The organism is Pedobacter sp. 10L46_2, from assembly GCF_056395165.1.
The window spans coordinates 1-5329 of the sequence record NZ_JBFTIZ010000293.1 but is presented as its reverse complement, the minus strand read 5'-3'; the positions used below and the strand labels follow the sequence as shown (position 1 = coordinate 5329).

General features: G+C 37.8%; 4 protein-coding genes. All 4 read left to right on the top strand.

Features of this window, described 5'->3' with window-relative positions:
* The first annotated feature begins 827 nt into the window (after positions 1 to 827).
* From AC1DDX_RS22835 to pgl, 4 genes are read left to right on the top strand one after another with little or no spacing between them, the layout of a single operon-like run.
* Positions 828 to 1592, top strand: a complete 765-nt coding sequence (locus tag AC1DDX_RS22835) for an ROK family protein (protein WP_172663727.1) — start codon at positions 828 to 830, stop codon at positions 1590 to 1592.
* Between the two features lie 4 nt (positions 1593 to 1596).
* A complete protein-coding gene (gndA, locus tag AC1DDX_RS22830) occupies positions 1597 to 3009 on the top strand; it encodes an NADP-dependent phosphogluconate dehydrogenase (RefSeq protein ID WP_337715100.1) in 1413 nt (470 codons plus the stop codon).
* Positions 3010 to 3046: 37 nt separating this feature from the next.
* Positions 3047 to 4558 (top strand): glucose-6-phosphate dehydrogenase, encoded by a 1512-nt coding sequence (gene zwf / locus AC1DDX_RS22825; protein ID WP_288880460.1) that lies wholly within the window; start codon positions 3047 to 3049, stop codon positions 4556 to 4558.
* Positions 4558 to 5283: a 6-phosphogluconolactonase gene (gene pgl, locus AC1DDX_RS22820; RefSeq protein ID WP_172663729.1), complete on the top strand. Its 726-nt coding sequence runs from the start codon at positions 4558 to 4560 to the stop codon at positions 5281 to 5283. The genes zwf and pgl overlap by 1 nt, the downstream gene beginning before the upstream one ends.
* Positions 5284 to 5329: the final 46 nt, after the last annotated feature.

Sequence of the window (5329 nt, the reverse complement as noted above, 5' to 3'; positions counted from 1 at the left end):
GAATCAGTCTGTTGTTGGAAACTCATCTTAAAAGAAGAAATATCCGACACACAGGCAGACCTAGCGGCATTGCCAAAAGAACATGTTGATGAACACAACAAACCCAGGAAAGTTATATTTGCAATAAAGCGCATAACAGATAATTAAGTATTAACTGATTGAAAACCTTTTTTAATTTGATTTTATAGAAACTAATAGATTAAATTTTAGATACACGTACGCCAGATCGCCTGCCAATCGAGCAGATTGAACAGCAACAAGTAAAAAATTTAAAATATTTTTAAAACGATTTAGCTAGGTATCTCCGCAACCAATAGATTGCATAGCCCAGCTTCAGCATTTAAAATTGGCATGTTATGCCCAAGAAAAAATTTGTGATTATGTCGTGAGGATTCACTACATAGCTTTTTAGTAAAAGTTTGATTCATAGTTTGGCTTATTAGGTTAGTATTTGGTTTCCCGACAATGACTTATGGTGCTAAATCGATTATCTATAACAATAATACGAAAGAAAATTTAAATTCCAAATCTTTTACATCATTTTTTTTACACAAAATCACATAAGTGCATTCGATTGCCAAATAAGCCCTATTTAACCCATACGCCCATACTATAACGTTATCGTAACAATCGTTTACGTAACAGCATATAGCCATCATCCTCAGGCATATGAAACCGCAAACTTTATACATATATATTACATGTATGCTGCAATTATCACGTTGTAGTAATTATTAAAATATAAATACATAAACATGTCCTTTTTAATGAATGAAAATTTGTTATTTTGAATTATATTAAAAACAGGCCCCTTACACAAAACAGATATGCCAGTTAAGCAAAAAAAAGAAAGCGGAAACAACATTTTATCGATAGATATAGGTGGCACCAGCATCAAAGCCTGTATATTAAGTTCAAAAGGAGATCTGCTCTCTGAATTTAAAAAACTTCCTACCCCAAAAAACTCAACACCGGAAGAAGTTATTAAAACCATTAAAGAATTGGTATCATCGCTCGAAGACACCTTCGACAGGATATCAATCGGCTTTCCCGGATATGTTAAATGCGGTAAAGTAGAAACAGCTCCAAACCTGGCCAAAAACAAATGGACCAATGTTAATCTTGCCCAACAGGTAAGTAATTTATTTAACAGACCTGTAAGGCTTATTAATGATGCCGACCAACAAGCACTTGGAATTGTAAGTGGCATAGGCTTCGAAATCGTATTTACAGTAGGTACCGGTTTTGGTACTGCGCTGGTATTTGACGGCGAACTACTCCCCCATTTTGAGCTTGCTCATTTACCGGTAACAAAAACAAAGGACTATGATGATTACATAGGAACCAAAGCTTTTGAAAAAATTGGAAAAAAAGACTGGAACGAACGTTTAGAACGTATCATACAGATCTATAAAACAGTATTCAATTACGACACATTATATATAGGTGGTGGAAATTCAAAGCACATTACCTTTGAGCTTGATCATAACATTCATCTGGTAACTAATAAAGATGGCATCAAAGGCGGTGCTAAACTTTGGGAAGTTGCCGAAAAATATCACGTATACACAACTCGTCCTAACGACAAATAAAATAATGAAGAATAAATACACTTTAGGAATGATCGGTCTTGGAACCATGGGCCGAAATTTATTGCTTAATATGGCCGATAATGGCTTTCAGGTTACAGGTTATGATAAGGATGCCCGCATGCTTAAAAAGCTTGAAGAAGATGGTAAGGCCCATAACTTAAAAGGATTTGAATCATTAGAGGATTTTATACAAAGCCTTGAACTTCCAAGAAGGATTATGCTTTTAGTACCTGCTGGTAAAATTGTTGACAGCGTAATTCAGGAACTTGTTCCTTTACTTGATAAAGGCGATATGATCATCGACAGTGGAAACTCTCACTTTACTGACACAAGCAGAAGAGCGATTGAGCTTTCAGACCAGGGCATCCACTTCTTTGGAATGGGTATATCTGGTGGCGAAGAAGGTGCCCGTTTCGGACCAAGCATGATGCCTGGTGGAGATAAAGCTGCTTACAACGCAGTAAAACCTATTCTAGAGGCTGTTTCTGCAAAAGTTAACGGCGATCCTTGCGTAGCATATATTGGCCCCGGTGCTTCTGGTCACTTTGTGAAAATGGTTCACAATGGTATTGAATATTCAATGATGCAAATTCTTGCCGAGACTTACGACCTTTTAAAGAACGTACTTGGCTATAACAATGAGCAGATATACAACACATTTGAAAAATGGAACAATGGCAGGTTAAAATCTTTCCTACTGGAAGTAACCCGCGATATTTTTAAAGTTAAAGATAAAAAAACCGGAGGCTACCTGATTGATGTCATCAAAGATCAGGCGAAATCTAAAGGCACAGGAAAATGGACTTCGCAAGTTTCTATGGACTTGCAATTACCTATTCCAACTATAAATGAATCGGTAAGCGCACGCGATCTGTCAAAATTCAAAGAACTCCGTGTTGCACTGTCACAAGCATTACCGCATCAGCAAATTAAAGTTGAAAATGCAGCAGCGTTTGAAGTACAGTTAGAGCAAGCGCTTTATTTTGCTATGATAACCTCTTATGCTCAGGGACTTCATTTATTGGAACAGGCCTCAGCAGAATTCAAATATGAGCTTAACCTGAAAGAAATTTCTCAAATCTGGCGTGGCGGATGTATTATCCGTGCGGTGCTACTTGAAGATATTTATCAGGCCTACAAAAAACAACCGGAGTTACCACATCTATATTCAGATGAGAGCATCCAAAATCAGTTAAAAGAAATTATTCCGGGCACAAGAAATGTTGTGATCACAGCATTAAAAAATGGCATTGCAATTCCTTGCTTCGCCTCTGCACTTACCTATTACGATTCCCTTAGAACTGATAAATCACCATTAAATCTAACCCAGGCACAGAGAGATTTCTTTGGCGCACACACTTTTGAGCGCATTGATGAAGAAGGTATTTTCCATGCCGATTGGAACGAGAACAATTAATTAAATCACAACCCACACTGGATATAATAACATTCTAATGAAAACTAGCCTCAACGTTAACCCAACCATTGTAGTAATTTTTGGCGGTACCGGTGACTTAAATTTGCGCAAACTTGCGCCCGCTCTTTACAACTTATACACAGACGGCTACATGCCTGAAAAGTATGCCATCATTGGAACTGCCCGCAGGCCGCTTACTGATGACAAATTCAGAGAGAACCTAATGGACGGCGTAAACAAATTCTCAAGATCAGGAAAAGTAAAGCAGGAAAAGTGGAACAAATTTGCAGAAAATGTTATTTATAATTCTGTTGATGTAGAGACTCCAGAAAGCTTTGGTTTGCTTAAAAAGAGCATAGAGAAACTTCAGAAAGAGTTTGGTCCTAAAACACAGGTTATCTATTACCTTGCTGTAGCACCAAACCTGTTCCCACTTATTGCTAAGTGCTTGTCAGATTATGGATTAGCAGGAACTGAAGACAACTGCCGTATTGTAATCGAAAAACCTTTTGGAAGAGATCTTGAAACAGCTAAAGAACTAAATTGTATTCTTACCGGCATATTTACCGAGAAACAGATCTATCGTATAGATCATTATCTAGGTAAAGAAACCGTGCAGAACATAATGGCCTTTCGTTTTGCAAACTCATTTTTGGAGCCGCTTTGGAACCGCACTTATATAGATCACGTTCAAATTTCTGTAACAGAGCAACTTGGTGTTGGCGATAGAGGGGGCTATTACGAAGGTGCTGGTGCGTTAAGAGACATGATTCAGAACCACTTGCTTCAATTACTTTGTTTAATTGGTATGGAAACACCAGTAAACTTTGATGCAGATGAGATCAGAAACAAAAAGGTGGATGTATTAAAAGCAATGCGTCCGTTTAGTTCTGAAGACATTCGTTTCAGCACAGTTAGAGGTCAGTATACTAAAGGTTGGGTAGAAGGTAAAGAAGTACCTGGATACAGACATGAAACTGGGGTAGATGCCAATTCAAATACTGAAACCTTTGCTGCAATTAAGTTTTTTGTAGACAACTGGAGATGGCAGGGAATTCCTTTTTACGTACGTACAGGAAAACGTTTGTTCCAGACCTCTTCATTAATTACCATTCAGTTTAAAGATGTACCTCATCATATTTTCCCTTCCGGAGTAACCGAGCACTGGCAACAAAACAGGTTGATCATCAGTATTCAGCCTGAGATGAGTATCCGTTTACAGGTACAAGGTAAAAGACCAGGATTAGACATGGTATTGAATCCAGTTGACATGGTATTTGACTACAAAGGAACCTATAGCTCAGAAACACCCGAGGCTTATGAAACCCTTTTATTAGATGTTATGACAGGCGATCAGACCCAGTTTATGCGTGCCGATCAGGTAGAAGCTGCATGGGAGTTGTTAATGCCGGTTGTTAACGCATGGGAAAGCAAAAAATCTTTAAGCTTCCCTAATTACACTGCAGATTCATGGGGACCAGAAGACGCCGAAGCGCTGATTGCCAGAGACGGTTTCCACTGGTTTGCATTACCACTAAATAAAGAATAATGAATTTATTAATTTATAAAACTCAAAGCGAATTATTTGAGGATCTGATAGACTATATAGTAACTATTGCCAATCAGTCAATTGCAGAAAACGATTGCTTTAATTTTGTACTTACAGGTGGTAACTCACCTAAAGCCTTATATGAATTACTAGCTACCACATACCGCGATAAAATTGACTGGTCTAAAGTATATTTCTTCTTTGGCGATGAGCGCAATGTATTGCCAAATCACGAAAGTTATAACGGTTTAATGGCTAAAAGAGCAATACTAGATCCTTTAAATATTGCCGCTGATCATATATTTTATGTAGATACCACCCTTGCTCCCGAAAAGGCCGCAATTGAGTATAACAAAGCTATATCTGCACATTTTAATGGTGCTGACATCATTTTTGACCTGATCCTGCTAGGAATGGGCGATGATGCACATACTGCTTCATTATTCCCTGGAACATCTATTCTTGACAACAAGGAAGTAGAGGTAGATTCAGTATTCGTAGAAAAACTTTCTACCTACAGAATCAGTTTTACTGCACCGCTAATTAACAAAGCTAAAAACATTGCTTTCCTTGTTTTTGGTGAGACCAAAGCACAAGCTGTAAAACACGTTATCGAAGCGCCAAAAAAGAATACAAAATTGTATCCTTCACAATTAGTCAATCCTGTTGATGGTAGTGTAACCTGGTTTCTTGATGATGCTGCAGCAAGCCTGTTAGATAGTTAATAAGATTCTAAGAAAAAAAAAGGTGTATCATGATTTATGATACACC